Below are 25,986 nucleotides of genomic sequence, written 5' to 3'. Positions count from 1 at the left end.
GTTTTTCCTATTTCGATACGAGGTCTACATGAAGCCAGAAGTCTTGCAACTCAGCCCGATCCTGATCCCTGAAATCAACGCCCGGCTCAACGAGCTGTTCACGGTGCGGCGCTATTTCGAACAGGCCGACAAACAAGCCTATCTGCAAGAACACGGTGCCAATATTCGCGGTGTGATCACCGGAGGGCATACCGGCATCAGCCAGGCGCTCATGGCCCAACTGCCCAAGCTGGAAGTGGTGGCGGTCAACGGCGTGGGCACCGATGCCGTGGACCTGGCCTACGCCAGGGATCGCGGAATCCGCGTGACGGCCACCATCGGCGCGCTGACCGAAGATGTCGCCGACCTGGCGATTGGCCTATTGATTGCCGTGTGTCGCGGGCTGTGCACCGGTGACCGTTACGTGCGCTCCGGCCAATGGCCTCACAGCCCGACGCCATTGTCCCCGCTGCCATTGGCCCGGCAGGTGTCCGGCATGCGCATCGGCATCGTCGGCATGGGCCGGGTCGGTCGCGCCGTGGCTACCCGCGCCGCCGCGTTCGGTTGCCCGATCAGCTACACCGACCTGCAACCCATGAGTGACGTGAACCACACGTTCGTCGCCGACCTCAAGCAACTGGCCCGCGACAGCGACGCCCTGATCCTCGCGGCCGCCGCGGACAAGGCTGAAGCCATCATCGATGCCGAGGTGCTGCGTGCCTTGGGCCAGGGCGGGTATCTGATCAACGTGGCGCGAGGCAAACTGGTCAACGAGGTCGACCTGGTGGCGGCGCTGACCGCTGGTGAAATCGCCGGTGCGGCGCTGGATGTGTTTGTCGATGAGCCGCATGTGCCTGAGGCATTGTTTGGCAATGAGCAGGTGGTGCTGCAACCCCACCGGGCGAGCGCGACGTTGCAGACCCGCACGCGGATGGGGGAGATGGTGGTGGCGAGTCTGGTGGATAGTTTTGCTGGGAAGGTGCCGCAGGGGTGTGTGACGGGGTGAGGGTGTAGAGCTTTAAGGAGGTCATGACACGGTCAAATTAATGAACTTGCTATGTTGAGGCGGAAGCGAAGGTAAGGTCTCAGGTTGTGTGCTGGTCTGCGCTTTGCCCGTGCAGTTAATAAAGACCAAAATAACGACCTATTTTGAAGGAGCCGCCTCCATGCAACTCGTTTTGGCTGATGTGGCCGTCAGCCTATCCGAACTCAAAAAAAATCCGTCATCCGTCCTGAACGGTGCTAATGGCGCGCCAGTGGCCGTGTTGAACCATAACCGTGTTATGGGCTACATGGTCCCGGCAAGTGCCTACGAGGCCATGGTTGAGCGCCTGGATGAACTGGAGCTGGCACAGATGGTAAAGGCACGGATCGAGGCCAATGAGACGCCTGTCCATGTGTCTCTTGACGAGCTCATTGGCGAAGCTGAGGCTGATATCGCCAATGGGCATTGATTACATGGTGGGACAGTACCGATGGAGCCAGGCTAGAAGTGATGTCCACTTTAAAGCTAGGTGGACACCAACGCTTTTGACGTTGGGGTCAGCAAGGCATGTTAGTCAGCCCCGCATACCGTTGCTTTTAGGGATGGACATTCCGCCGCTATGTCAAACCGCTCAAACGACTCTGCATCGGTTGTCTCAAGGCATCTCGCCCGTAGTGATCAGGTTCAAAAACTGTTCCGCATCGAAGATGAAAGCGCCAGCCGCTAGTGCCTTTGCGACCTTCGTCGGGCCGGCGTTATCGCCATAGCAAAGAAACGTCAGAGTCTTGCCTGGAGTACTCATCACCCTTAACCCAAAATCCTGCGCCTTCTGTTCGAGCTCTGCACGATGCGCAGCAGTAAAACCAGTGAAAAGAATTTGATTTATCCCGCCGGGCGGCGACTTGGGGCGGGGACAATTGGAGGCGGCCCCCAGTGCTGCCAAAGCAGACGGTTTTGGTTTTGGCGAAAGCCTTGGAGCGGGAGGGGCGGCGTCATTCAGTAATAGCTCCGCGCCCGACAATATCTCGACAATTCGATCCTTTCGGAAGGTTTTTGGGAATGAGTCGCCAGTGGATCGTCCCTGAATGTAGAGTGAGTTCTCTGACCACTGGATCAGTTCTCGGACACTCAAATTACCCCTCGCATCTTTGTAGCTGAACTTGATAATCGTCACTGCGTCACTCCTTGTGATTGTCACATTACCGGCCAAACCAGCATCTACCCGGAATCCTTCCGGTATTCGTTACGGTTGGAGAAACATTTGTTCCTCAACATATGCCGTCGAAATCTACCACCATTATTTCGTCACGAGGCAATGCAGTTGTATCAAGCGTATCCGGGTGGGAGCCGCGTCGCGACCTGGCTCCAACACCTGGCAATCTCCTTGGCAATGCTGCCGCGGCCTTTCCTGGGCTCGATCCCATCACTTGCAATGATGTGCTCCAGCAGCCACTCATCCGTCCATCCCGCCCATTCACCCGCCATGGACCTGAGGTTCGTTTCGAGCACCGGGAACACTTCATTCCACAGGATGTCGTGGATTTCCTTTGGCGAATAATTGGTTTCAAGGACTACGCGAGCGATGTAGTCGTAGGTCAGGTCGTCGATCTCGGTATCCAGGAAGAGCGAGGAAAGGGCCTGCCAGGTTTTCAGGCGGTTCGAGTCGACAGGGTTCATGTTTTTGTCTCGGGATGTGTAGGTGATAACCCATTTGGCCCAATGCTGCCGGCCAAATCGCCTGCTTGCCACGGCATGAATCCCGCTGCCGCCAATAAATTGGAGTTGTGAAAAAACACAACCAGAGTACCATCGGCTCAAAGACAAGGAAGCCCATGGATATACTCACGCCATCACGTTTTGACGACGCTGCGATTTTGTACCCGAACGACAAGGCCGGGCTTGATCGATGCCTGCGCATTTTGAGGATGGCACGCCCCAAAGCGTTCGCGGACCTGCAAAAGCTTTTCGGTACGCACGGTGTCGACTTGTTCAAGCCCAGAGCCGCAATGAATTGGGTGGTGATCGACGTAGGCGGCAATAATCTCAGGGTGATAGGTGGCGTCAACTACACCCGGCAGAAGTTCTACGTCAAACACATCTACACGCATGCCGATTACGACGTTGCCAACAGTTGGTATGCAAGAAACAAAGGGGTAAGACGATGAGCGCAGCCCGGAACGACTTTCAAACCGTGATCGCAACGCTTGGCGAGCTACATGCGGTACTGGATCGCCTGCGCGGTGAGTTTGTGCATGGCATCAAGACCCCTGCCGATTATGAGCGTGCGACCGACCTGCTCGATGCGCTCACCGACGGACGCGAACTGAGCAAGACTGAGGCGAAAATTCTCGTTGAGCTCGAGGAGGAAATCCTGGCCTACCAGCGCGACTCCGAACAGTTTCGCGAGTCGAATGCCGCTTTTGAGGCGACCTGCACGCCTGTGCAATTGATCAAGGATCTGATGGAGACGCTCGGGCTCACCGGTTCGGACCTCCCTGAAATCGGTGATAAAACGGCGGTGTCCAAAGTGCTCAATGGCGATAGGCCTATCAGCCACAAGATGGCGTATGCGCTGGCGGAGCGGTTTGCGATGGAGCCGAGTGCTTTCTTGACCGCGACCTCAGCAAAGGTGGCGGCTCATATCGAAACTGTCCCTCTTTCCGTTAGCGCTTCAGGTCATTACGTTTTGCACGAGGGCTCTCCGATCGCATGTTCAGTGGAAGAGGCCGGTGCCGGTGAGTACAACGTGGTGACTTCGAAGGGCCACAGAAAGACAGCCAAAGAGCCGGACAAGGGATAGGGCAATCATCTGCTGAAAGGGGCAGGATTGGTTGTCGATTCACGGAAGTTCAGGATGACACGCGTTTCGATACCTCGGCCATTGCAGCCAATCCCCGAACCCTCTATAAAATCCCGCGCTGGCATCGCGTTCTTCTCGACCGTCGTTGGCCCTGGATATCTGACCCGCATGGAGCATCATCGTGAGCCAATCGCCGCACCCCCTCAACTCCCGAACTGACATTTGCCCGCGCATTACGTCCCGCGTCCTGCGATATACCTGGAGCCTCACCTTACTGACCCTGCTCACCGGCTGCGGAGCGCTATCGGACGTCCGCTCTTTTTCCACTCCCTACTCAACGCCTGATGGTGGTGAGACCGCCCGCTTGCGGGTGATCAGCGATGGCATGGTCAGGGCTGTACCCAAGTCCGATTGCGTGGACTTCCGCCTGCCGGGCGCGGGCGTCATGGTGGCGTTCCGCGATGGCTACGCCAATCGCAACGGCGAAAGCCTGGGCATGCCGGATGACGACAAACACTCGTCTTCCACGGTCATGACTGAGCTGCTGGTGCCTGCCGGGCAGCCCATTGCCTTTCATTACATCGGTGCTCAATGCTACAACATGTTCAGCTTTGTCCCTAAGGCAGGGGAGGATTACCAGCTGGATGCTGCGGGGCGTTATGAGTGTGAGGTGAGGCTCAAGCAACTGCCTGCGGCAACGACACAACTTCCCCGTTCATTCTTGAAGGACAGCAAACTCTGCAGGGCGACGGATAACTTTTAGCATGGAGGGTTTTCCAAGGACGCCATAACGTTGAAAAAGGAGTTTCATCATGAGCCCCATCCCCACGTTCCAAACCCGCCGCCTCATCCTCACACCCCTTGAGCTGACGGATGCACCGGCTATCCAACGGCTATTTCCCCATTGGGAAGTGGTCCGTTACCTGGACAGCCGCGTGCCCTGGCCTTACCCGGATGACGGCGCGCTGACGTACGTGCGCGACCATGCGCTCCCGGCTATTGCAGCCGGGCGCGAGTGGCACTGGATGATCCGCATTGCCGAAGAACCGACACAGAGCATCGGCAGCATCAGCCTGTACGACCAGCCCGGCAACAACCGTGGTTTCTGGCTGGCGCCGCAATGGCAGGGAAAGGGCTACATGCGCGAGGCCTGTGAAGCGATCAATGCCTATTGGTTTGAAAACCTTGAACGCCCCGTCATGCAAGTGCCCAAGGCGGTGGGCAACGAGGCTTCGCGCAAAGTTTCGGAGCATGAAGGCATGCGCCTGATCGGGACGCAGCAGGGGGAGTTTGTCTGTGGGTCGTTGCTTAAGGATATCTGGGAAATAACGCGTGAGAATTGGCTTGAGAAAAAGTCCGCGTTGGGATCGAATTGAGCAGAGTCAAATGGGTCAAGTCGCCTGTGAACGACAATTCAACACGGTCGTCACCAGGATCTATCTGTCGGGTTAACGGATAAAGGAATGTGAAATGGATATTCCACAGGGTTTCAGGCCGTTATTTCGTAGCAGCCCTTTTCTTGACTTACTTGGTCCCTTTTATTATCGGGAAAACTCCGAAGGTTTTACCGTTGGGATTCGGGTGGAGGAGAAACACACCAATGCGCGTGGAATCGCTCACGGAGGATTGTTCATGGCGCTGGCTGATATCGCGCTGGGCTACAGCGCTGCGTTCTCGAAAGATCCTCCTCTTAAGCTCGTGACGACCACGATGACTACTGATTTCGCTGGCTCCGCTAAGATCGGCGATTGGTTGGAGGCTGCCGTAGATATTCAAAAAACCGGTAGTCGATTGGTGTTTGCCAATACCTATATCAGCGCTGGAGAGGAGCGCGTGGTTCGAGCCAGTGCATCTTTTCTGGTGCTCAGCTAGGTGGAGGCTGAACTGGCGATTGACGTCCAAATCCGTTAACGACGATGTACAACAGTGGACCGATTGATACGAAGATCGCCGTGATCAGGAAGTAAGGCAGCAACGAGGTGAGCGATCTGCCTTTCGAACGTGTGTCCCGGTACATCCAGATGCACGCCATGCTAGCGAGCAGATAAAGGTCGATGACTACCTGCGCGGTGTCCGGGCTGGACATGAGCCTGACGCCGAATTCCAGGAGCGATTGCTCGGCGAGAAACACAGTACTCGCCGTGTAAATTGAAAAAAGCAGGAGCGCGACAAGTGCAACGTAGGGTCTTTTCACTTTACCTCCTTGGACTCGTTCATGGGTCAATAGAGGTAGGCTAGTGATTTGACCGTCATGGTTTCAATGACCTCTGAGGTCATGGACGCCACTCACCCGCAATGCCAGAGTCAACGGATGACCAGTCGACCTTTTTCTCGAACAACGCCACCAACCTCGGCCGGTGCGCAACTGCGTCACTTGCGCCAACAGGCCGGGTTGAGTCAGTTGGACTGTGCACTGATAACAGGGTTATCTCAGCGTCACCTTAGTTGCATCGAGACGGGGCGCGCCAAGCCAAGCCCTGGCACTCTGCATAACTTGTTGACTGCCCTGGATGTACCTTTGGAGCGATGCAACGACATCTTCATCGCCAGTGGTTATGCCCCTCGCTACGAAACGACGCCGCTCACGTCGTCGTCAATGGAAGTGGTACGTGATGCCATTAATCATGTACTTCACGCCAATAACCCCGCTCCGGCGATTGTTCTGGGTCCCCAATGGGACATCCTTGCAGCCAACACCAGCGCGGGTGTTCTGTTCGATCTGGTGGGTCTTGCCAGGGATGCGCCTGATGGGCTCAACCTCTTGGTGACACTGCTGCAACCCGGTGGCTTGGGCGATCATTTGAGTAACGCCGAGGAAATAAGATTAGTGGCCTGGCAACGGGCGTCTCGGGAAGCCTTGAGTAATCCCGCGTTGGCTGAGATTCTGAAGAGCCTGCCGGCCCCACACAGCTCTGCGGCACTGGTTAACGAGCTGCCTCCGCTGTTGCTGACGCGAGTCGACTCTCCCCACGGTGAGCTGAAGTTCATGTCAACGTTCACAACCTTCGGCATGCCGCTCGACATCACCATGAGCTCATTGCGTATCGAACATCTGATTCCTGCCGACGCGAAGACCTGGGAGGTGATGACTAAGGCATATGAGCAGGCACAACACTAATAATGATCAAGGAAGAACCCATGCAGCCGTCACTCAATCGAATCATGTTGTATGTCCGGGACGTTCAAGCGACCTGCGATTTTTATGAGCGTCATTTCGGTTTTACCAGTCAACGAAAAACCGATGACCGCGTCACCGAATTGAGCCCTGCAAACGGTGGCGCGATCCTGATGGTTCACCCGGCAGGTAAGGCCATTAAAACAGGGCAAGTCACGGTAAAGCTTGTCTTTGATCTTCAGGACGTCGAGGGTTTCAAGGCCAAGTGCCTGGCCCAAGGCCTGAGGTCTGGCGCTACGCACAGGGCGGACGGTTACTCTTTCGCCAACGCCAAAGACCCTGACGGTAATTCGATTTCCATCTCCAGCAGGGCGTTTGCATGCCGCTGAACTTTCAAAAGATGCATGCCAATGGCGATGATTTCGTTATCGTCGATTCGCGACATTCGGCCAACCCGGTGACGAGTGCCATGGCCCAGCGAATGGGGGATCGGAACCGGGGTGTGGGCTTCAACCAACTCGCGGTGTTGCTCGATTGCGACGATGCCGATGCCCGCGTGATGTTCTGGAACGCGGATGGCTCCGCGCTGGACGTTTGTGGCAGTGCGACGCGGGGTGCGGCGGCTATGCTGATGCGCGAAGCAAATGTTGCTTCGGTAGCGCTGCGCACTAACCGAGGCCTGCTGACGTGCGAGCGTACCCCAACCGGCGACATTTCCGTCGACATGGGTGTGCCGCTTTTCCACTGGTCGGACGTTCCTTTGGCCCAAGAGCTGGACACCGCTGTGTTGCCACTTGCCGGCGCTCCAGCCGCGTGCAGCATGGGAAATCCGCACTGCACCTATTTTGTCGATGATCTGGCAACCGTTGATATCGCGACCATCGGCCCAGCCATTGAAACCAACGCGCTGTTCCCACTCAAGACCAACGTTCATTTCGTCCAGATCATTGATCGCACGCATATTCGCTTACGCATCTGGGAACGCGGGGCGGGTATTGCGCTGGGTTCGGGATCTTGCTCGTGTGGCGCGGTTGTCAATGGGATTCGTCGTGGTTTGTTGGACCCGCGCGTTGAGGTTGAATGTGATGGTGGAAGCGTGACGGTTCAATGGGACGGCGTGGGCGCGGTCTTTCTTATCGGGCCGGTGGAAGTGAGTTTTTCGGGGATGATGAGTCAGGGCTGAGTCGGTAGGTGTTTCAATCCTGAAGCAGGGATTTGCAACACGTTCCGTGGCGAGGGAGCTTGCTCCCGCTCGACGGCGTAGCCGTCGTAGACTGGTTGATGCCGTTTGTCTGGAAGACCGTTTGGGGGCGGCTTCGCCGCCCAGCGGGAGCAAGCTCCCTCGCCACAGGATTATGGCGGTTTGCATCATTTCTCCATAATCCTGAGCCACGGCCAGCGAGCCTGATAACTTTTCGCCTTCTCATCGAACAAATCGGGCTGGGGGTTCTTTGGATTGATACGAAGAACACCTTGCTCGACGTCGTCCAGGCCATAGGGCGCATAGACCTCACCGGTCTCAACATCCAGTCCAATACACGTACCGGCAACCAAGTAACGATCAATGCCATCCCTGGCCGACTGAAGTTGAGGATAAGGCTTGCCAAACCGCCGACCGTACCAAAGATGGACGCGAGCCTGGTTCTTGATCTCGATGTTGACGTCGAGGTCCTGGAAGACACGCTGGGCGGCGTTGATGACTTCGTTCTCGGCTTCCCAAGACAGATCAGGGTCGAAGTAAAAAACGTCGTAATCCTTCACGCCCCAGGCCGGTGGCCGTTGTGACTGATGATTCCAGACGGCTTGGAACAGGCAGCCAGCGGTGAGCATGCATTGATTCAACCCGAGTGAAGGCAAGCGCGAGGTGATTTGCGCGTTGATTGAATTGGCCATTGCTATCCTGACCAAACGTTCGACCGTCAATGTCATATTCATCCTTTTGGAATCGGTCCGGTCCTGGCGCCCCGACAGATGTTTGAGCAAAATCAGGTGAGCCAAGGCACCCAGTACATAGATCTCAAGGACGCCCAATGATATTGCAAAGCAGGCCAGTGATGGCTGATGACATCAAGACCCTCTGTAACTTTGCACAGGACGCTCGGGAACTGTTCCATATGTTCCCGAAAGCCCAATACCCTCTGACTGAGGCTCAGTTGGCTGAGGCTATCGCCCAACGATTCGATTCGACGGTCATCGAGGCTGGGAACCGTGTCGTTGGTTTTGCTAACTTCTATCGGGCCGAAAAAGATGGGGTTTGCTGTATCGGCAATGTCATCGTTGCCCAAGAGGCGCGAGGCAAAGGCGTTGCCAGTTTTCTTGTGGAAACGATGACGGCCTTGGCGTTCGACCGCTATGACGCCACTGAGGTGCAGGTATCGTGTTTCAATGAAAATACGGCGGGCTTGCTGCTTTATCCAAAGCTGGGCTTTTTGCCCTTTGCTGTCGAAGAGCGAGTTTCTCCAGATAATCGTAGAACCGCACTCATCCATATGCGTCGTGTTAGATCGGGCCGCCCCTGGGTTCTTTTGAGCGGTCTCCCAGAAAATGCCTGAAAACCCAAGCCCATCCCAACGCGACTGATTTACAATGCCGTTCCTTCGACAGAGAGCGGCCGTTCGTGGATGCGTTTTCCCTTGTCTATCAACACCTGGGCGCATGGGTAATCGAGCCCGTCACCCAGCAGTTCCTCGGCATTTTCAACCTGAACGGCCGCCTCGGGGTCCTGTTTCTCTGCGCCTCCTACGGTGTCGCCTATGGCCTGTTCCGTTTCAGAAAACACCGCGGCCTGACCGATGCCCGTTCGTTCTGGCAATTCATTGGCGGCAATCAGGTGCATCTGCACCGTTCGGCACTGCTGGACTATCGCTACTACTTCGTCCGGGCGATTCTCAAGATTGCCTTGGTGTTGCCCATTGTTCATCTGGTCGATCCGTACATCCTGCGCTCCGGGGATTACCTGGCTTTTTTCAGCAACCTGTGGGGCGCGCGTCCGCGTCTGGGGGAGAACCTTTCGCTCGCCTTGCTCTATGGGCTGGGGGTGTTCCTGGTGAAGGATTTCGTCCACTACTGGGCGCACCGGGCGTTTCATTCGCGCTGGCTCTGGGCGTTTCACAAGGTTCATCACTCGGCGCCAGTGCTGGTGCCGGCTACGGCCAGTCGGGTGCATTTTGTGGAAAAGATCGTCGAGAAGCTCGGCATCACCGCCTGCATGGGCCTCTTCGCGGGCGGCTTCTGGTATGTCTGTGGTGGTGAGATCAGCCGCTACACGTTGTTCGGTGTGACGTATCTGGTGTTCATCTTCAATAGCCTGGCGGCCAACTTGCGTCACACCCATGTCTGGTTGTCCTTTGGCCCGGTGCTGGAACATGTGCTGAACAGTCCGGCCCAGCACCAGATCCACCACAGCGATGCACCGCGCCATTTCAATCGCAATTTCGGCGTCAACCTGTCGCTGTGGGACTGGATGTTCGGCACGCTCTATGTCACCCGCTCGCAGCCCGAGCACTTGTGTTTCGGCACCGGAGAACAGGACCACGCGCGTTACCTGACGGTGTATAGCCTGATTGTCACGCCTTTCGTTGAAACTGCCCGCAAGTGCCTACCCGCGTTTTCATATCAACGCCAACACGCCACAATGCGCCCAACGCCTGCCCTTGGATCAGCGAGTGCTGACGCAGATGAGGCTCAGCGAAAAACCAGCAAGGAACGCCCATGAATGTTTTCAAGAAGCTCTTCGGTTCATCGAAAGCGCCTGAAACCCAAGACGACCAGCCTGCACCGCAACCCCATGAGCTTGGCGACCTGACCGAGGCTGAGGCCGCCAATCTGGCCGTCCGGGAAGCTGGCGCAGCGTGCCTGGATCGTCATTGGAGCGCTGTCGGCACGGTCGAGCGGGATGTCCTTGCCTACCTGATCAGCCCGACCTTTTCCGGCGGCCCGTACTGGCCTTCGACCCGCCAGGCCTACCGCGTGGTGCGCCGTGGCGACGCGATCATCCTCGCCACTGAAGGCCTGTCCGATCCATTCGATGATACGGAAGGAATGGGCAACGGTTTCGAGATGGAATTGTTTGTCGAAACCGCGAATATCCCCGAGCACGCCTATGGCCCCGTGGGAGAGGTCGATCCGTTCAAACGCAGCTGGGCATTCGAGTTGTTGGAGCACGTCGCCAAAACGGTGGCCGACGCGGGCGGCATCACCCATCAACTCGACCAGCACGGGGCGCTATCCCTTGAGCTTCCCGGGCTGAGCCAATCCCATCACATGAGCGATCAACTGCCCAAGCTCTTCGTGACCGATGACGACTCCACCGGCGTTCTGCTCGGCGCCCCGGCACCGGATTTTCCTACCCAACTGGATGACATGCCCTTGTCTCCGGTCAGATTGGTGCCGGTGGTATTGATTACGGCGGCGGAGCTGGAATACGTGCGTTCGGGAGGGCGAGCGGCGCGGGAGGATCTGGTGAGTCGTTTGAAGGCGGCGGGCGTTGGGCATATGAGCAGCCTGCATCGGGCGAGTGTGGTGTGAGGCTGGAGCCGGTCATTGAACCTGCTGGTATCCCTTTGGCCTCCTGCTGACTCTTTCAATCCCATTTTCAAGGACGAACCCGTGACCGCATCCCCCGCCAAACTCATCTTCTTGCCCGGCGCCTCAGGCAACACCCAATTCTGGCATCCGGTGGCTGAGCGCTTGGCCCACCTGGCGCAGCCAGTTCATATCGGCTGGCCCGGCTTTGGAGACACACCGCCCATGCCTGGCGTGACCGGCATGAGTGACCTGGTGGCGCGTGTGCTGGCCGAGATCGACCAACCCACAGCGCTTGTGGCGCAATCCATGGGCGGTATCGTCGCGGTGCTCGCAGCACTTGAACGCCCTGAGCTGATCACCCACCTGGTGCTGACCGTCACCTCGGGCGGGGTGGACATGTCGGCGCTGGGCGCATACGACTGGCGCCCGGATTTTGCGGCGGCCAACTCGACACTGCCGAGTTGGTTTCTCGACGACCGCACCGACCTCACATCCCGCTTGGTCGAGTTGCGCATGCCGGTCCTGCTGCTCTGGGGCGACGCTGATCCGATCAGTCCCGTTCGCGTCGGCCAGTACCTTGCCCAACTGTTGCCCCGCGCTGAACTGCACGTTTTCCCTGGCGCCGATCACAACCTGGGCTTTACTCACGCAGATGAGGCAGCGAGGCTGATCGAGAGACATCTGGCCAGCGAGTGAGCGCAGCACTTGCCGCTTGTTATCGATGCGTCGGACTGATTGTGCGACGCGGTGTGTTTCAAGACCTCTAGGGTCCCAATACCTTTTCGAGACAACAATGACTGACTACCGCGGACTCATCCTCGAAGATACCCGTGAAGGCGCCACCGACCGCGCCATCGCGCAACTGGAAGCCCGCCTGGGTGCCCGCTTGCCGGACGACTATCGCCAATTCCTCAAGACCTGCAACGGCGCCTACGTGGAATACGATGTGCTGGCGACCCTGGCCAATGGCGACGAGGAGCTACTGAGTTTTTCACTGTACGGGCTGGACCCGGACAAAGAGTATGAATCCAACCCCTTCGAACTGGAGCAACTGCGTGCGCAGCCCGGCTTCCCTGCAACGGGATTGCTGCCGATCGGTCGCGACGGCGGCGCGAGTATCTTGCTGCTGGACCTGCGGGAAGGGCGCCAGGACGTGGCGGCGATGGTGGCGGGCTTACCTGCCTGGACTGGGCGCCGCCAGCAGGGCGATGAGTACGTGGTGCTGGCGGATTCTTTCAATGGCTATCTGGATTCGCTGCATTTATCGGAAGAGCGGATCCAGGAGCATATCAATCACTTCATGATCAGCCCTGAGAGTATTGAGGCGACGTTGGAGTGGTTGGATAAGGGGAGCCCGGGCTGGCGGGAGCGGTATCGGGAATTGTGGAATGCGAGGGTTGTGGATCGGTTGATTTGAAGGCTGAGTGGTGGGTGAATTTCGCTTTTATGGGTGTAACAGTAGGCCCCTTTTGGATCGAAAGCAGCCGGTCATGACTGACCGCTTTCGGACAAAAGCGGTCAGTCATTATTTGAAAAAAACCGGGGTGGCTCAAAGGTTATGAGCCACGATGGATATTTTGGAAGCTTCGCCATCTCAAGAGTAATCAAGGAGGCTGGAGTAAAATAAAATTGATGTGCTTATTCATAGTTGGTTGATGAGGGCTGCATGGATAATTTTGAAGGGGTAGACGAGCAATTGCTGGCGCGTCGCAAGGCTGGTTTCGCAGCATTCACGTCCGAGCGCCTGCCGGTGCTCCATGATTTCTGCAGCAGCTTGGGGTTTGAACAACCTCACGAGGTCTTGAACACTCCTTGGAGTTTTTTGGCTCAATTGGACAGCGGTTTTCGAAGTGCAGTGATTAGCCAGGCCAACCGTGTATGGTTCATTACTCGTATCGGTTACTACATCGGCGAGTACCTGGCGACACAGTATGACGGGTATTGGCAGATCGACGAAGACCCGGCGTCGCCGACCTTCGCACGTTATGTGGTCGGCGGTTTTTCCCTCGACGGGGTGACCACGCCAATGATCGATCCAATGGAGATGGCTCGGGTGTACGCCGATACGCCCATACCCAGGTCCCTGGCTGAGGAAATTGATAAAGTGTTGGTCAGGTAAACGTGATGACTGAGGATTGGAGCCTGAAACACGCAGCCAACGAACGTGCACCAGCACCGGAACTTCGGTTCACTTGATTGAGTAGCGCAAGGCAAGTGATCTGCGCCGCCTCTTTGCAATAGGCCAGTCGCGGGTCCTGATGCTCGATCAGGTAAATGCTGATCGGCAGAGAATTGCGGGGGCTTCGCCCGTCAGGCGGCAGATCAACTGTGAGACCTAGCGCTTCAAGACCGGTACCAACAGCATATGCCGTTTCGCCCCGCCTTCGCTCAGTACCACACACCGTTGGACACACGTAGCAGGGGGGCAAGGGGGGCGCCGGTTTTTGCTGTTCTGCCGGTGCCAATCGTAGGGGCTGTACTCCGCGAGACAACCACCGTCGTCTACGACTTCAGCCCAAGGCCGCTGATGGCCGATTGCTGTCTATTGGGACGAGCAACAACCCAAAGCGGATATTGGCAAGTTGCGAGTGTTAGCCGGCTCGGTTCCTAGTGGACACACATTCACCGCATCCAAGCACGAAGAGCTTCGAACTCGGTTGGGTTCGGATGGCGTAGTCGGGCGGCTAACGATTCCTCTTCTTCTTGAGAGATGAAGGCTTTGACAATTTTCGAGATGCCTCGAGGGCCAGCCTGGTAATTTATGGCGACACACTGTCGACTAAACAGGGCCTGAAGAAGCGCATAGTCTGCGGGCAGCAAAGCCGTTTCGATCAATGCCACTTCACTTTTCAGTGCGATACTGAAGTCCATTTGAGGCGGTAGCCAAGATAAGTCCGTAGCGACGCGCACGTATTCCCTTGTCACGAACGACGAGATATCGGCATGGGTAAGTGGGGATGGCTGAGCAAAATGAAGTACCTGAGCAATCCCCGAAGTCCCGTTTTCCAATCGAACCAGGCAGTAAGGCTCACCGCCGCCTGTAGCCGCAAAGGGAAGAAAGGTTCGACCTTGCTGGTCATCAGGGTTAAGCCACTCATTGATTTCTCGTTCTGCTTCTTCGGCATCGAGCCAGTGAAAATCTACAAGGCTACTCAGTGCAGCCTTTGAAGGGGGGGTATGCGCAATTCCCATGAGTGCTGCGAGGCGTTCTGGAAATTCAATGTCAATTCTGTGTGCAAGATTTTGAAAGGCTTCGACGACTGCTACAGCTTGTCCATAATTCAAAGTAGAAGAATCTCCATATCTGATCGCAGCGTAATCGAAGTCTGGAATTTAAATCAACGCCCTCGATTTCCAAACTTGACGTGCTGTCCATGTGAACCGCCATTGTCGGTGCGCTCGCAGGATCCTACAAAGCTACAGCTAGAGGTGCAAGCACCCTAAATCCACTGACCGCTTTTGGCCGTATGCTGCCTATCGCTAAGGCTCGCAATCGGCCAAAAGTAGTCATCCGATCTCGTTTTTTAGCTATCTTCTGGTCATGCGAAATGACCCACCCTTCGATTTCTTCAGAGGTCGGTCCATGAATTCGAATCTTACAATCTCAAATTTTTTGGGTCCGTGATGTGGGGATTCACCTACAGGTCTGATGCAGCGTTGCAGGGCGGTCTGGGATACCCCTTAGCAAATTTGACCGACCTGATGGTTGCCACTTTTTTGAATCAGGACATCGCTGTCACGCAGATGCTTCGTAGATGCTTATAGAAGCAAAGCGCCGCATAAAAGAGCAGGAACGAGATGGGAGCGAGTACTTTGAGGGCCAGCTTCTCGAAGCCATGAAGAGCGTGCAGTCAGGGGAGTAAGTTATCCCTTCGCCGCTTGAATCCAGTCCTCAGTCGAGACGTTCGATGGCGCGTGCAAGATTTGCGCGTGCCTGCTGCTCGAATGCGTCGAAGTACGCCGCAGTCGTATAGATGCGCTCGCGCGCCAGGAAGCCTTCAAGGACCTGGCGCCGTTTTTGGCGGTACACCGGCAGGGGCACAAATTGGTACTCGCGGCGAATTTGTTGGTCGTATTCCTCGAACCGTTCGAACGACGCTCCAAGGATCGCCAGATCCGTGTCCACCAACACCGCTTCGTCTGTCGATGCCGGGGCGCCGTCGTGTCGCGTCACCATGATCAGGTTGTAAAGCCTGTGTCTCGTTTCATCGCCCAGGCCACTATCACGTGCCACGTGGTCCAACCATTGCGCACTGCGCAGTTCGTTGTCGCTGCGAAGGGGGTCGTAGATCGCATCATGGAACCATAGTGCGAGGTCGATTTCGGCGGGGGCCTGGCACGCCGCGTTGACGAATCGGCGCACTTGAAGGCATTCCTTCAGATGCTGGAGGTTATGGTAGGCGCGGTGCGGCTCGCAGTAGTGTCGAATGGGTTCTTCGTATGTCTCGCGTGACACGCGTACGACGCCAAGCTCCGCCCAGACGCGAGCCCAGGCGTCGAAACCCGTGACATCAGCCGCGTCTAGGTCGCCGTGTGTGCTGGCCGTGAATAGACCGTTCTCTTCTGGCGAACCCGTCATCGTTTCTCCTGCGCTTCAAAAATGAAAAAGGTATTTATTGGGCATCACCCGCCGGTTCATCTTCGACATCTTCCGGTGGCGCTCCGTAAGGTGCGCCAATCTCGACCCGATCAGCCTTTACCCAACCGGTATAGTCGTCGCCGCTCTTGGCGATGAAGTTCACTTCCAGCCACGATTCATCTTCAAGGCTGGAGTAAACGGTGAGAGAGTCGCCGGGTATTACGAAAATCTTCTTATTGGCACAGGCTTCATCTGGCGCTTCGTGGAAATACAGGCGCCCGGTACCAATGACCTTGCCTTGCACTGACGGATGAAACTCAGGCACCGTTCCGGAGATCTTTTCCGCCAGGGCAGAACAGTTGACAGCGGCCTGGCTCAGGCTGCTGAAAAGGCACAGGCACAATACGCTTGAGCGCAGGTACATCTTGGCGAATTCCGTTTGGGGTGGAGGCGTAAAGGATAGTTCGAACACTGCGCAGGTGATCGGTTACAAACTGCCTTTTTTGTCTGCAGGTGATTGCGCCAGAAACTCCGCTATCAGCGATGCGACCTGCTGCTGAATCACCTCCCGAGCACGACCGCCATCACCATCCCGACAAATGATCTCATCCCCCGGCACTTCCTCCTCAAGCATTTCCTCCGCCCCGGGTTTACACATCGACATGAAGCTGAAATGGCTCGCATCGCTGATTTCGATGTAACGGCTAGACGCTGGGGGCAGGCGCTTGGCCAGGTTGGCAGATTCCAACTCAGCGGGAAGTTCTTGCGACGGTACTCCGGCAGCGATCACCAGAGCGGGGACAGGCAGCGCGGCCAAGCTTTTATCGGTCAGGCCCCGTGAAAGGCCGAGGTCCAATGTCACCACCGCAGTGACGCGTTTATCGCGCCAAGCGGCGGCCAGTTCGGCCTTTGATTCAGCGGTGCTGGCGGGGTTCATCTGTTCGTAAACGGTGCAGCTGGCTAGCTGCGGGTGGGTTTTACAGTCTTGGGCGAAGCGCTCTGGGTCGAAGCGAGCGCCGCCGATCTCCAGGGCCGTCCAGCCTCCGAGTGAATGGCCCACGGCTGCAATTCGACCATTGGCCACCCGGCCAAATTTTTCAGGCTGGGTCGTGACCGCATCGATGGCTCGACGCAGATCAACGGGCCGCAGCCATAACTGCGCCGCCGCTTGGGGGCTGCGGTCATGGGTGGTGCTGCCGGGGTGGTTGACGGCGGCGACGATGTAACCCTTCTGGGCCAACGCACTGGCCAGCCAGATCTGGTTGCTCCAGTTACCCCTGTATCCGTGAGAGAGCACCACCAATGGATGTTCGCCGGCCGTTGGCGGCGCGTTACGCACGGCAGACGCGCCGACAAATACCGCGTTATCGGCGATCAGTTGCGCGGTTTCGGTCGTTGCGCCGGGGTACCAGACGACCATCTCCAGTGCGCGGCCATTGTGCGGATCCGGCAGGGTGGAAGATTGGAAACCGATGGGGTTCTCGCCAGCCAATGCGGTTGTTGTCAGGCAGGCCAACAACAGGGCGCCGAAAGCTGTTTTCAATGTCGTTTCTTCCTTGATTAGACGAATGGGGGGCGATGAGCACGGGCATTAAAGCTCAGATTCGAACCGCTGCGCATGATTTTCATCAACCCGAGAAACTAGTCCCCGAAAGCAAACTCCGACGGTGCGAATCGGTCGCTGGTGTCCATACGAATATTGCGCAGCGCCACGGTTTCCAAGTGTGACGCGTAGAGCGACTCCGAGAAATAGCTGATCAGAATGGAACGACGGCGTGCACCGATCACGTTCAGGCTGCCTGCATGCACCAGATCGACATCGAACACCAGGATGTCACCGGCAGAGCCTGAAAGCTGTATGGCGCCTGACTCGTCATTGAAGTCGAAGGGCGGGGCATCCGGCTCGGGGCGGTGGCTGCCGGGGACGATCCGTGTCGCGCCGTTTTCGGGGCCGTAATCGTCGAAGAAAGCCAGGGCGATGACGATGTCGCCTGGCCGTTGGGCTGACAAGTCGCGGTGCAGTTGTTGGTGACCGTTACCCGCCAGGGGCTCGCGGCCTTCCACTTGGGAGAGGAAGAACCGCTCGCCGATCAACTCACCTGCCACAGCCAGTAGCTGGGGTAGGCGACACACGGCCTGAATCTTTGAATCATCGTCCAGCATCGAATAGCGCCAGTCCATGCCGCGGGGCACTGGCCATTGGTCCGACGGTCGCACGCCTGCATCGAACACGGCACGAAGGTCGGCCAGCCACTCGTTCGGGATTGCTTGACGGAGCAGGGCGTAGCCGTCTTGGTGGAGTTGTTTGTGGTCAGCCATGGTTCGTCCTTGGGCGGGCATTTGGAAGGCTAGTCTGTAAACCAAAGTGGGACCACCCGACATTGGTAAAGGACGGCGACCAGAGACAATCCCGGTAGGTTTGCAGTTATCATCCAGCCACCATCCAAGAAAAGGACTTCACTGATGAAGCGTTTGTTCGCCTGCACCCTCCTGACACTGGCCGTCATCGGCTACGCCAACGCCGACCAGAGCACCTTCGAAGAAACGAACCAGTGTTCGGAAGATATCGATTGTCAGGGCGATTTCATCTGCAAAAACGGCCAATGCGACAGCCCTCAGCTCCAGCGAAGCCCTGTTGCAAAAACCACCGCCAAGACTCAAGCCGCACCACCCGCGCCTCCGGGTGTTGCCTATCAACCGCTGCCCGTCAATACCGAGCGTGCCGGACCTTTCACGACGCAGACTGAGGCGATGGCAACTGCGCTGAATTACCAATCGCGAGCGGGTGTGATGAACGTCATGGAATCCATCGTCGAGCAGGCCGAGTACACCGGTTATGTGACGATTGAAAAGGCTTATACGTTTGGTCCGAACAAGTATGTTCTGGTGGTTTCCACGGGGGAGGGTGGCAATGCTTGCCCGGCGTCGACCTATGTATTCAGTTTCGACACCCAGGCCGAGCGCGTTGATGGCAAGCGTGAAGTGGACGGGTGTTCTGAGTTGGTCGAGGCCATGGCGGAAGGGAACAAGCTCATGGTCAAGAAGGAAGGCGCTGCGACTGTTGTTTATAACGGGATTGTCGAGTAGTTCAGGTCGACGATGCACCGGTGGCGAGGGAGCTTGCTCCCGCTTGAGTGCGCAGCGCTTACAAAAGGGGCCGCTGCGCAGCCCAGCGGGAGCAAGCTCCCTCGCCACAGTTGTGTGTTCACAGCTTTGGTGTTGGCGGTGTCATGAGGTTCAGCATTAAAAAGTCCGCGTTGCCAATGAAGAGGTCTGCCCGACGCTGACCAATCCGAATAGCGCACCATCAATCACGCCGTACACAACCCCGTGGCGAGGGAGCTTGCTCCCGCTGGACTGCGCAGCAGTCCTGAAACCGGCGGATGCGATTTGCCTGGTTCGCTGCGCCAAAGTCTTTGGGGCTGCTGCGCAGCCCAGCGGGAGCAAGCTCCCTCGCCACAGTTGTGTGTTCACAGCTTTGGTGCTGGCGGTGTCATGAGTTTAGCATTAAAAAGTCCGCGTTGCCAATGAAGAGGTCTGCCCGACGCTGACCAATCCGAATAGCCCACCATCAATCACGCCGTACAAAACCCCGTGGCGAGGGAGCTTGCTCCCGCTGGACTGCGCAGCAGTCCTGAAACCGGCTGGTGTGATTTGCCTGGTTCGCCGCGCCAAAGTCTTTGGGGCCGCTGCGCAGCCCAGCGGGAGCAAGCTCCCTCGCCACAGGTTGTCGGCGGGCAGGCTTATAGGGGGGAACCTGCCGGTGCCGCATCCAATCTTCGGGCAATCACATCCATCACGTCGCACCCATCACGCAGTGGGATGCAGCACAGTTGTGCGAGGTCCTGAAGGGTTGCGGGATCGATGGTCAATTCATCACGCATCGCCAGATTCTCCAGGAATTGGGTGGCGGCACGGATTCGATAGGCGGCTGAGTCGAGCAGGATGTGTAGCGGGGCGGTGGTATCGACGTAGAGGGGTTGATCGTCGGCGTTGCTGGTAAGGCCCATATATCGGTTCATATCAATTCCTTGTGTCATGAATGAACTGCCACACTTTGTCGCCAAACAAAGGGTGGCAGCTGTACGCAGGTTGGCGAACCGGAGACACAAGGAGCCGGCAGACCCGAAGGTCTCCCGCGCACAGCTGCCATAAAGCAGTTTCTGTGAGCACGAGTGTGCTTCTGCCACAGCAGAAAACACCGTTGCAATTGTGTCAATCGAGTCGCCAAACCCGGTCGCCATCTGGGCGACGCGAAGACTATAGTCACCGCCGCAAAAAATACGCAAGGGATTGATAGCGAAGGGGATTCCCAATCATGTGTAGGACGTTGCCACAGCCGTAAGTATCTGAGCTATATGTCTTACAACTGAGCAAGCCCCTCACTTACATCGGGCTAAATCCCAACGATATGTAGGATATTTCTGTAGCCTCACCGCCCGTATCTGCCCATTACCCCCCATTTGCCCCCCGACGCCTCCCACAATCCAATCGCGCATTCCCATCCGGCGCGGGATAATACGGCCCTGCTTGGGGTCATAAGCGTTTCCCCCTCGTTGGTATTGGCGTCTCAGAAGGATCGAACGCAATGACAGATTGGCTTCAGAGCTCTGGAGAAATGGCTGAACGGGTTCGGCGCCATCCCTGGGGGGACACGCCGCTCGGGCCGCCTTCGCAGTGGCCTGATGTGCTGAAGACCACCGTGGCCCTGAGCCTTGCCTCGCATTTTCCCCAGGCCATCGTGTGGGGGCCGGACCTGATCACGTTGTACAACGACGCGTTCCTGCCGATCCTTGGCAGCAAGCCCGAGGCGCTGGGGCGGCGGTTCGATGAGGTGTGGCGGGAGGTCTGGAGCGATATCGGGCCGATCGTGCGCGCGGCCTTCGATGGGCAAGCGACCTTTATAGAGAACTTCCCCCTGGTCATCGAGCGCGGCGGCGGTCCCGAGCAGGCTTATTTCACGTTCTGCTACAGCCCCATCCGTGACCAGTTCGGCAAGGTCGTGGGCATGCTGGATACGGTTACCGAGACCACTTCCACGGTGTTCATGACCCAGCGGCTGGCGGTGCTCGATGCCATCGGCAATGCCGTGGCGAATGCCACCGACCCGCAGAGCATCATGGCAGCCACCACACGGATCCTGGCGGCGCACCTGAACCTGTCCAATTGTGCTTACGCAGACATGGATGAGGACGAAGACGGCTTCACCATTCGTGGTGATTGGGCCAGGGTGGGTTCGCCCCATATCCTTGGGCATTATCGACTGGCTGATTTTGGCCGACTGGCGGTCACTAACCTGCGGGCCGGCAAGCCGCTGGTGATCAACGATAACCTCAAGGAACTGGCGCCGGAGGAAGCGGCGACGTTCCAGGCCATTGGCATCGCGGCCACCATCTGCGTGCCGTTGATCAAGGGCGGGCGATTGACCGCGTTGATGGCGATCCACGATAAAATGCCGCGGGTCTGGTCATCCAACGACCTGGCGCTGCTGATGGAAGTCACCGAGCGATCCTGGGCCCACATCGAGCGCGCCCGTGCCGACGCTGCCGTGCGCGAAGGCCTGGCGGCCCTGGCCGAATTGAATGCGACGCTGGAAGAACGCGTCGAGGAGCGCACCACGCGCTTGAAACAGACCGAAGCGGCGCTGCGTCAATCGCAAAAACTTGAAGCCATCGGCCAGCTTACCGGCGGCGTGGCCCATGACTTCAACAACCTGCTGACCATCATTCGCTCTTCGGTCGACTTCCTGCGCAAACCCAGCCTGTCCGAGGAGCGTCGGCAACGCTACATGACGGCGGTGTCCGAAACCGTGGAGCGCGCCTCCAAGTTGACCAGCCAGTTGCTCGCGTTTGCCAGGCGCCAGCCGTTGAAGCCGCAAGTCATCGATGTGGGCAAGCAAGTACAGAGCCTGGGGGACATGCTGCAAACCGTCACCGGGGCGCGGATCCAGGTCCACGTCGAGTTGTGCGATCGGCCCTGTTACATCCGGGCGGATCTGAGCCAGTTCGAGACCGCGCTGATCAACATAGCCCTCAATGCCCGGGATGCCATGAATGGCCAGGGCACGTTGTGGCTTCGGCTCAGTTGCGGCGGTGGCATGCCGCCGATCCGTGGTCATGCCGGGGCCGGGCAATCCTTTGCTGCCATTGCCCTGGCGGACACGGGTACCGGTATTGACTCGCCAGTGCTCGAGCACATCTTCGAACCCTTCTTCACTACCAAGGAGGTGGGCAAGGGCACGGGGCTGGGCTTGTCCCAGGTGTTTGGCTTTGCCAAGCAATCCGGTGGCAACGTCGATGTCTCGACCGTGGTGGGTGAGGGCACGGTGTTCACCTTGTACCTGCCGGAAGTAGCGCCCGAAAAAAGCCATGAGCCTGTCCGGGAAGAACACACGCATCTGCTGCCGGAAAAGGGCAAGCGTCGGGTGTTGATCGTGGAAGACAACCTGGAGGTGGGGCGTTTTGCCAACCAGATCCTTCAGGACCTGGGCTACGAGACCGCCTGGGCGACCAACGCCGAAGAAGCGCTGGAAATGGTCGGCCCGGATGCGATGGCATTCGACGCGATATTTTCTGACGTAATGATGCCGGGGATCAGCGGCATTGCCCTGGCCAGGGAACTGCGCCAGCGGCGCCCGGATTTGCCGGTGGTGCTGACTTCTGGTTACAGCGAAGAGTTGGCCCACAGCGGCCATGAGGGCTTTGAATTCTTGTCCAAACCCTATTCGGCCGATCAGGTTTCCCGGGTTTTAAACAGGACGATACTGGGGGCTGAATGAGTGTTTCCTTATTGAAACAGTGAGTTCCATTCGTCGGCCAAGGGCTTTGTTGAATCAACAGTCTGTTGATGACCGACTAGTCTCATTGTCGTGAAGGTCGATATTTTCAGGCAATCGGTTGTTGCCGGTATGGGCCTCGATGAAAGGGGAAAGGCAATGGGAGCACCGTACAGCGAGGAGAACACTGCCGCGTATCCGATCAATGAAGGGTTGCAGTGTGGCCAGTCGGCCTATCATGCAGACTTCGGTGACGAGCCGATCAAGTCCATCAGGACAAAGGTGGCCAAAGTGCAGCGAGGGGAGAAGGCCAAGTTCTTGCCCAGGGTCCCGGTCAGAAAGTGACGGCGGATCATGGTAGGGGAGCTTGCTCCCGCCGGGCTGCATAGCAGCCCTTTTTTTTGACAGTTTTTACCCTCCTGGGTGGGAACGTTGCCAGGGACGCTCCGCGTTCCGCTTCTGGGGTCACTACGCAGATATTTTTCATCTTTTCTCAACGGGCGATTTCTTTCACGTTTCTTTCACAAGCAAGTACGTACTCTCAGCTCATCCGTTAGAAAGCAGTACCTGCCCGTTTCCCCAGCGGGCTTTTTTTTGCCTGTCATAAAATAAACCGCCGTTTCGTTGTCCAACCGTCATGGCTGACGCTGTCTGGCGTAAACTCGCGCCCGCGCGCACCGGCCATTTCTCCCCGATGCGGCATTTTTGAGGTTTCTATCATGCGTTTGACTTTGTCCACCTTGGTACTGGGGTTGGTGGTTGCCCAGGGCGCGATGGCTGCCGGCGACGGTACCGCCGCGGTCGGCGGTGGTCTGGGCGGTGTATTGGGCAATGTGGTCGGCCAGCAGATGGGCGGCAGCACCGGCGCCGCGATTGGCGCGGGCGTTGGCGGCGCAGCCGGCAGTGCGGTGGGCGCTCGCAAGGGCAGCCGCACCGAAGCGGCCATTGGCGGTGGCTTGGGGTCGGCCGGTGGTTCGGTTGTCGGTAACCGCCTGGGCGGCTCCACCGGCTCCACCATCGGTGCAGGCATCGGCGGCGCGGCGGGCGGCGCGTTGGGTAGCAACCTGTCCAATGACAACGACCGTCATTCCAGTGGCAAGAAGTACAAGCACAAGAAAAAGCATCGTTAAGCGGATGCTTGGATGAAGAGACCTGGCCTTGTGCCGTGATGCTGTTCATCTGGAAAAAACGGCGCTTCTTTCAGAAATGGGAAGCGCCTTTTTTTTGGGCTTTGGTTGAAAGTGTACGGACCGGACACATGGTTGACGGGTGTGCGGGGACATGGTTGACACTTTCCAGCGAGCCGCCGTAACGGCGGAACCATAAGCGGCCGTTACCACAAAAACGGATATACACTCCAACCTGCCCCCCCAAAAAAACGGCAAATCAAAATCTCCGGAACGATTGCCATCCCCCCGCTTCGAACACATACATCCATCAACAATTGCGAGGTGTACCATGACGCCGCAAACGCAAGGCCAGGAAGAACAAGACTCCTCGGGCACGCCTGTCGTCAATGACCCGGGCAATGAAGACCCCGGGTCCCTGATGGATGACGCCCAGGTTCCCTTGATCGAGGAGGATGAAACCCCGGAATACCCGCTGCCTTCGCCCACCAACTCCCTGAGTCGCGACCAACGTCCGCCCGATGACGATGCGGGCGTCGAGCAGGTACCCAGCGACGATGAGGATGTCGAAGCGACCCCGGATGACCCGGACATCGCCGGTGACGATGCCTCCGGCAAGCCGAGCTGATCGCGGGCCCGTCTGTCGATTCAGTGGCACCATCGTCCTGCCACGCGTGCCACACATCAGGTAAGGATCTTGAAAAGGAGACTCACCATGATGAAGTCCAACATGACAGCGCTGACACTCGCCGGGATTCTTTCGCTCAGTTCACTGGCTGCCTTGGCAGAATCTTCGGGCGGCACGCCCCCCGTGGACAAGGGCGGGATGCCACCTTCCTCAGAAATGGAGGCCGGCTCCAATTCCGGTGCCAACGGTAACGCCTTGCCCCCGGGCTCCGTGAGCGGCGGGAACGGCGGCGATGCCAACGGCAGCAGCACCAGCCCCGGTACGGGTAGCGGTTCGATGAGTGGAGGCAGCACGATGGGCGGTGCCGACGCCGGCGGTGGGACCAACGGAGGAACCGGTACCAGCGACAGCGGTGGCAGCTCGGGCGGCAGCAGCTCGGGGTCGGGCGGCTCCGGCAGCTCGGGACAATAACCATCCCTTCACACCCATCCGCTTTCTGTGGCGAGGGAGCTTGCTCCCGCTGGGTTGCGAAGCAGCCCCCACGATCCTACGGTTGCCGCGCACCCGAGCGGGAGCAAGCTCCCTCGCCACGAACCCCATCCATGGATTTCCCATTGCCGGTTCCAAGCCCCCTTCGTTATCCTGCTGAATCCTTTAAGGCGAACACGCTGCCCTGGCCGCACCTGAGCCATCCCTGGAATGTTGTGTTGATAACGGATCAGATGCGATGAATACACCGCTGAAAGAGTTTGGCCCGATCAAAGCTGTGATTTTCGACATGGATGGGCTGTTGCTGGACACCGAGGGGATCTACACCGAGGTCACGTCCATCATCGCCGAGCGCTACGGACGCACGTTCGATTGGAGCGTCAAGCAGAACATCATCGGGCGTGGGGCCACGGACTTGGCCAATTACGTCGTCCAGGCGCTGGAGTTGCCGATCACCCCCGAAGAGTTCCTGGTCATCCGCGAGCCCCTGATGCGCGAGCGCTTTCCTCACGCCCTGGGGATGCCCGGTGCGGAGGAGCTGGTGCGGCATTTGAAAGCCCACAACGTTCCGATTGCGGTGGGCACCAGTTCGTCGAGCCCTACGTTCGCACTGAAAACCACCTTGCACCGGGACTGGTTCGCGCTGTTCGACTTCATCGTGACGGCGGACGACCCCGAGGTCGGCGCGGCGAAACCCGCGCCGGATATCTTCCTCACCGCTGCCCGGCGCCTGGGTGTCGATCCGCGCGATTGCCTGGTGTTCGAGGATTCGCCGTTCGGCGTAACCGCCGCGAAAGCCGCCGGCATGACCGCCATTGCCATTCCGGATTCGGCCATGGCGGATGAAAAATACGCCCACGCCGATGGGATCATCCGCTCCTTGAAAATGTTCCAGCCCAGCCTTTGCGGTCTGCCGGAGTTAGAGTGGGCCTGACAGCGAAGGGCTGCTGCGCAGCCCAACGGGAGCAAGCTCCCTCGCCAC

Annotated in this window: 33 protein-coding genes; 23 read left to right on the top strand and 10 right to left on the bottom strand. The window is 57.9% G+C overall.

Annotation, left to right across the window (positions count from 1 at the left end; all coding sequences use genetic code 11):
* Positions 1 to 28: 28 nt before the first annotated feature.
* On the top strand, positions 29 to 985 hold the full coding sequence (locus BLO97_RS24070; RefSeq protein ID WP_092348517.1) for a 2-hydroxyacid dehydrogenase: 957 nt from the start codon (positions 29 to 31) through the stop codon (positions 983 to 985).
* A gap of 160 nt (positions 986 to 1,145) precedes the next feature.
* Positions 1,146 to 1,433, top strand: coding sequence for a type II toxin-antitoxin system Phd/YefM family antitoxin (locus BLO97_RS24065; RefSeq protein ID WP_092225097.1), 288 nt, complete (start codon positions 1,146 to 1,148; stop codon positions 1,431 to 1,433).
* Between the two features lie 186 nt (positions 1,434 to 1,619).
* On the opposite strand, the gene BLO97_RS24060 is transcribed toward BLO97_RS24065, so the two are convergent.
* Positions 1,620 to 2,138 (bottom strand): BRCT domain-containing protein, encoded by a 519-nt coding sequence (locus BLO97_RS24060; protein ID WP_256572269.1) that lies wholly within the window; start codon positions 2,136 to 2,138, stop codon positions 1,620 to 1,622.
* Positions 2,139 to 2,290: 152 nt separating this feature from the next.
* On the bottom strand, positions 2,291 to 2,641 hold the full coding sequence (locus BLO97_RS24055) for a DUF7079 family protein (RefSeq protein ID WP_092348514.1): 351 nt from the start codon (positions 2,639 to 2,641) through the stop codon (positions 2,291 to 2,293).
* Between the two features lie 155 nt (positions 2,642 to 2,796).
* Between BLO97_RS24055 and BLO97_RS24050 the strand changes: the two genes are divergently transcribed.
* The 5 genes from BLO97_RS24050 (at position 2,797) to BLO97_RS24030 (ending at position 5,636) form a co-directional block, all read left to right on the top strand.
* Positions 2,797 to 3,129: a type II toxin-antitoxin system HigB family toxin gene (locus BLO97_RS24050; RefSeq protein WP_092225104.1), complete on the top strand. Its 333-nt coding sequence runs from the start codon at positions 2,797 to 2,799 to the stop codon at positions 3,127 to 3,129.
* Positions 3,126 to 3,764, top strand: coding sequence for a helix-turn-helix domain-containing protein (locus BLO97_RS24045; protein ID WP_092348511.1), 639 nt, complete (start codon positions 3,126 to 3,128; stop codon positions 3,762 to 3,764). The genes BLO97_RS24050 and BLO97_RS24045 overlap by 4 nt, the downstream gene beginning before the upstream one ends.
* A 181-nt stretch (positions 3,765 to 3,945) precedes the next feature.
* A complete protein-coding gene (locus BLO97_RS24040; RefSeq protein WP_063324972.1) occupies positions 3,946 to 4,527 on the top strand; it encodes a hypothetical protein in 582 nt (193 codons plus the stop codon).
* 49 nt (positions 4,528 to 4,576) lie between these two features.
* On the top strand, positions 4,577 to 5,140 hold the full coding sequence (locus BLO97_RS24035; RefSeq protein ID WP_092147329.1) for a GNAT family N-acetyltransferase: 564 nt from the start codon (positions 4,577 to 4,579) through the stop codon (positions 5,138 to 5,140).
* Between the two features lie 94 nt (positions 5,141 to 5,234).
* A complete protein-coding gene (locus BLO97_RS24030; protein ID WP_092147332.1) occupies positions 5,235 to 5,636 on the top strand; it encodes a PaaI family thioesterase in 402 nt (133 codons plus the stop codon).
* Here the strand turns inward: BLO97_RS24030 and BLO97_RS24025 are convergent.
* Positions 5,629 to 5,958 carry a DUF2834 domain-containing protein gene (locus BLO97_RS24025; protein WP_092147334.1) on the bottom strand — a complete coding sequence of 110 codons (330 nt, stop codon included), beginning with the start codon at positions 5,956 to 5,958 and terminating at the stop codon, positions 5,629 to 5,631. The two genes, BLO97_RS24030 and BLO97_RS24025, sit on opposite strands and share 8 nt — an antisense overlap.
* A 117-nt stretch (positions 5,959 to 6,075) precedes the next feature.
* Between BLO97_RS24025 and BLO97_RS24020 the strand changes: the two genes are divergently transcribed.
* The 3 genes from BLO97_RS24020 to dapF are packed head-to-tail and all read left to right on the top strand — an operon-like array spanning position 6,076 to position 8,062.
* A complete protein-coding gene (locus BLO97_RS24020; protein WP_092147476.1) occupies positions 6,076 to 6,882 on the top strand; it encodes a helix-turn-helix domain-containing protein in 807 nt (268 codons plus the stop codon).
* A 20-nt stretch (positions 6,883 to 6,902) separates the two neighbouring features.
* Complete coding sequence (locus tag BLO97_RS24015; protein ID WP_092348567.1) at positions 6,903 to 7,268, top strand: VOC family protein; 366 nt, start codon at positions 6,903 to 6,905, stop codon at positions 7,266 to 7,268.
* A complete protein-coding gene (gene dapF / locus BLO97_RS24010; RefSeq protein WP_092147339.1) occupies positions 7,259 to 8,062 on the top strand; it encodes a diaminopimelate epimerase in 804 nt (267 codons plus the stop codon). The genes BLO97_RS24015 and dapF overlap by 10 nt, the downstream gene beginning before the upstream one ends.
* A 185-nt stretch (positions 8,063 to 8,247) precedes the next feature.
* On the opposite strand, the gene BLO97_RS24005 is transcribed toward dapF, so the two are convergent.
* A complete protein-coding gene (locus BLO97_RS24005; protein WP_092348564.1) occupies positions 8,248 to 8,808 on the bottom strand; it encodes a nucleotidyltransferase family protein in 561 nt (186 codons plus the stop codon).
* Positions 8,809 to 8,909: 101 nt separating this feature from the next.
* Here BLO97_RS24005 and BLO97_RS24000 point away from each other — a divergent pair, with 101 nt between their 5' ends.
* The 6 genes from BLO97_RS24000 (at position 8,910) to BLO97_RS23975 (ending at position 13,525) form a co-directional block, all read left to right on the top strand.
* Positions 8,910 to 9,431 carry a GNAT family N-acetyltransferase gene (locus tag BLO97_RS24000; protein ID WP_092147342.1) on the top strand — a complete coding sequence of 174 codons (522 nt, stop codon included), beginning with the start codon at positions 8,910 to 8,912 and terminating at the stop codon, positions 9,429 to 9,431.
* A 65-nt stretch (positions 9,432 to 9,496) separates the two neighbouring features.
* On the top strand, positions 9,497 to 10,594 hold the full coding sequence (locus tag BLO97_RS23995) for a sterol desaturase family protein (protein ID WP_092348508.1): 1,098 nt from the start codon (positions 9,497 to 9,499) through the stop codon (positions 10,592 to 10,594).
* Positions 10,591 to 11,406 (top strand): suppressor of fused domain protein, encoded by an 816-nt coding sequence (locus BLO97_RS23990; protein ID WP_092348505.1) that lies wholly within the window; start codon positions 10,591 to 10,593, stop codon positions 11,404 to 11,406. The genes BLO97_RS23995 and BLO97_RS23990 overlap by 4 nt, the downstream gene beginning before the upstream one ends.
* Before the next feature lie 81 nt (positions 11,407 to 11,487).
* Positions 11,488 to 12,102: an alpha/beta fold hydrolase gene (locus tag BLO97_RS23985; RefSeq protein WP_092348561.1), complete on the top strand. Its 615-nt coding sequence runs from the start codon at positions 11,488 to 11,490 to the stop codon at positions 12,100 to 12,102.
* Between the two features lie 97 nt (positions 12,103 to 12,199).
* Positions 12,200 to 12,823, top strand: coding sequence for an SMI1/KNR4 family protein (locus BLO97_RS23980; protein WP_092348502.1), 624 nt, complete (start codon positions 12,200 to 12,202; stop codon positions 12,821 to 12,823).
* Between the two features lie 249 nt (positions 12,824 to 13,072).
* Positions 13,073 to 13,525 carry a hypothetical protein gene (locus BLO97_RS23975; protein WP_092147354.1) on the top strand — a complete coding sequence of 151 codons (453 nt, stop codon included), beginning with the start codon at positions 13,073 to 13,075 and terminating at the stop codon, positions 13,523 to 13,525.
* Positions 13,526 to 14,028: 503 nt separating this feature from the next.
* Here BLO97_RS23975 and BLO97_RS23970 read toward each other — a convergent pair.
* The 5 genes from BLO97_RS23970 to BLO97_RS23950 form a co-directional block, all read right to left on the bottom strand.
* Positions 14,029 to 14,691: a hypothetical protein gene (locus BLO97_RS23970; RefSeq protein WP_092147357.1), complete on the bottom strand. Its 663-nt coding sequence runs from the start codon at positions 14,689 to 14,691 to the stop codon at positions 14,029 to 14,031.
* Between the two features lie 607 nt (positions 14,692 to 15,298).
* Positions 15,299 to 15,985: an HD domain-containing protein gene (locus BLO97_RS23965; protein WP_092348499.1), complete on the bottom strand. Its 687-nt coding sequence runs from the start codon at positions 15,983 to 15,985 to the stop codon at positions 15,299 to 15,301.
* 34 nt (positions 15,986 to 16,019) lie between these two features.
* On the bottom strand, positions 16,020 to 16,409 hold the full coding sequence (locus BLO97_RS23960) for a hypothetical protein (protein WP_092348496.1): 390 nt from the start codon (positions 16,407 to 16,409) through the stop codon (positions 16,020 to 16,022).
* A 63-nt stretch (positions 16,410 to 16,472) separates the two neighbouring features.
* The gene (locus BLO97_RS23955) at positions 16,473 to 17,528 is read right to left on the bottom strand and encodes an alpha/beta hydrolase family protein (protein WP_092225132.1); all 1,056 of its coding nucleotides are present in this window, start codon (positions 17,526 to 17,528) and stop codon (positions 16,473 to 16,475) included.
* 98 nt (positions 17,529 to 17,626) lie between these two features.
* A complete protein-coding gene (locus BLO97_RS23950; protein WP_092348493.1) occupies positions 17,627 to 18,304 on the bottom strand; it encodes a phytanoyl-CoA dioxygenase family protein in 678 nt (225 codons plus the stop codon).
* Positions 18,305 to 18,448: 144 nt separating this feature from the next.
* Here BLO97_RS23950 and BLO97_RS23945 point away from each other — a divergent pair, with 144 nt between their 5' ends.
* On the top strand, positions 18,449 to 19,072 hold the full coding sequence (locus BLO97_RS23945) for a hypothetical protein (protein ID WP_092348490.1): 624 nt from the start codon (positions 18,449 to 18,451) through the stop codon (positions 19,070 to 19,072).
* A 656-nt stretch (positions 19,073 to 19,728) separates the two neighbouring features.
* Here BLO97_RS23945 and BLO97_RS23935 read toward each other — a convergent pair.
* Positions 19,729 to 20,007 (bottom strand): short-chain dehydrogenase, encoded by a 279-nt coding sequence (locus BLO97_RS23935; RefSeq protein WP_092348484.1) that lies wholly within the window; start codon positions 20,005 to 20,007, stop codon positions 19,729 to 19,731.
* A gap of 566 nt (positions 20,008 to 20,573) precedes the next feature.
* On the opposite strand from BLO97_RS23935, the gene BLO97_RS23930 reads away from it, so the two are divergent.
* From BLO97_RS23930 to BLO97_RS23905, 6 genes are all read left to right on the top strand, one after another.
* On the top strand, positions 20,574 to 22,763 hold the full coding sequence (locus BLO97_RS23930; protein ID WP_092225140.1) for a response regulator: 2,190 nt from the start codon (positions 20,574 to 20,576) through the stop codon (positions 22,761 to 22,763).
* A gap of 90 nt (positions 22,764 to 22,853) precedes the next feature.
* Positions 22,854 to 23,105: a hypothetical protein gene (locus BLO97_RS23925; RefSeq protein ID WP_256572267.1), complete on the top strand. Its 252-nt coding sequence runs from the start codon at positions 22,854 to 22,856 to the stop codon at positions 23,103 to 23,105.
* Between the two features lie 374 nt (positions 23,106 to 23,479).
* Positions 23,480 to 23,890, top strand: coding sequence for a glycine zipper domain-containing protein (locus tag BLO97_RS23920; protein WP_092147378.1), 411 nt, complete (start codon positions 23,480 to 23,482; stop codon positions 23,888 to 23,890).
* Positions 23,891 to 24,308: 418 nt separating this feature from the next.
* The gene (locus tag BLO97_RS23915) at positions 24,309 to 24,515 is read left to right on the top strand and encodes a hypothetical protein (protein ID WP_027911463.1); all 207 of its coding nucleotides are present in this window, start codon (positions 24,309 to 24,311) and stop codon (positions 24,513 to 24,515) included.
* Between the two features lie 87 nt (positions 24,516 to 24,602).
* Positions 24,603 to 24,986, top strand: a complete 384-nt coding sequence (locus BLO97_RS23910) for a hypothetical protein (protein WP_092147381.1) — start codon at positions 24,603 to 24,605, stop codon at positions 24,984 to 24,986.
* 256 nt (positions 24,987 to 25,242) lie between these two features.
* Positions 25,243 to 25,938: an HAD-IA family hydrolase gene (locus BLO97_RS23905; protein ID WP_092147384.1), complete on the top strand. Its 696-nt coding sequence runs from the start codon at positions 25,243 to 25,245 to the stop codon at positions 25,936 to 25,938.
* Positions 25,939 to 25,986: the final 48 nt, after the last annotated feature.

This window comes from Pseudomonas sp. NFACC05-1 (assembly GCF_900100135.1).
Taxonomy (GTDB): Bacteria; Pseudomonadota; Gammaproteobacteria; order Pseudomonadales; family Pseudomonadaceae; genus Aquipseudomonas; species Aquipseudomonas fluorescens_Q.
Note: the sequence above shows the minus strand (reverse complement) of the source record. Positions and strands in the feature narration are given on the sequence as shown.